Source organism: Neisseria sp. P0021.S007 (assembly GCF_051956855.1).
Window position 1 is genome coordinate 1 of the sequence record NZ_JBQCXA010000221.1, and the last position, 934, is coordinate 934.

The following is a 934-nucleotide window of genomic DNA, read 5'->3' on the forward strand; positions in this document are numbered from 1 at the left end:
AGCAAATGCAGGATGTCGCCTTACGACTGCCTGACGAATACTTGCCGCTTCTGCTTGTACAAGGAGAGTTGCCCAAGGCTGTCCTGTTGCAAAGGCACCATCAAGCCATTGCCGAAGGTAAAGCCAGCATTATTTTCGGCCTCGACAGTTTTGCCGAAGGCCTCGACCTGCCCGGCACGGCCGGCGTTCAAGTCATTATTGCCAAGCTGCCGTTTGCCATGCCGGACAACCCCATCGAGAAAACCCAAAACCGTTGGATTGAACAACGCGGCGGCAATCCTTTTATCGAAATTACGGTGCCTGAAGCCAGCATCAAACTGATCCAAGCCGTCGGCCGCCTTATCCGTACCGAACAGGATTACGGCCGTGTGACCATCCTCGACAACCGCGTCAAAACGCAACGCTACGGCCAGCAATTATTGGCCTGTTTGCCGCCGTTTAAACGGATAGGGTAGTTGTGGATAATTCAAAGGCAGAGGCCGTCTGAAATCAAATGTTCAGACGGCCTTTTATTCATTTCAAGCTATAAATCCAATTTCATGACGGATACGGTTTCCCCGTTGTGCCAAGTCTGCGTGATTTCTTTCTAGCCGAACTTTTCATACACGGCCTGCACATCCGGCGTGGGGTAATTCCTAAATCAAATTTTACTAGCACACAGTTAGAAGATATTATGGCTGGAAAACGGACTATTAATGGATATATTTGGCATCATAATGCACAAAGTGCACCAAATAACATGCAGCTAGTACCATTGGAAATACATGATGCAGTTAGACATACTGGTCAAAATGCATTAAAAAAAGGACGTTAATCAAGGAAATGAATAATGAAAAAATTAAATATCTGGAGAGATGAAGGAAAAGTTTCTGCTTCAATCATTGAAAAATTTGCAGAAAATTTAGGTGTAACATTCCCTAGATCGTATATATAT

At 45.1% G+C, this 934-nt stretch carries 2 protein-coding genes; both read left to right on the forward strand.

Annotated features, from left to right (window positions below; translation table 11 throughout):
- Window positions 1-455: helicase C-terminal domain-containing protein (locus ACTHUR_RS12360; protein WP_440398773.1), on the forward strand; the 455-nt coding region annotated here is incomplete at its 5' end.
- A gap of 107 nt (window positions 456-562) precedes the next feature.
- Window positions 563-814: an HNH endonuclease gene (locus ACTHUR_RS12365; RefSeq protein ID WP_283120669.1), complete on the forward strand. Its 252-nt coding sequence runs from the start codon at window positions 563-565 to the stop codon at window positions 812-814.
- Window positions 815-934 lie beyond the last annotated feature (120 nt).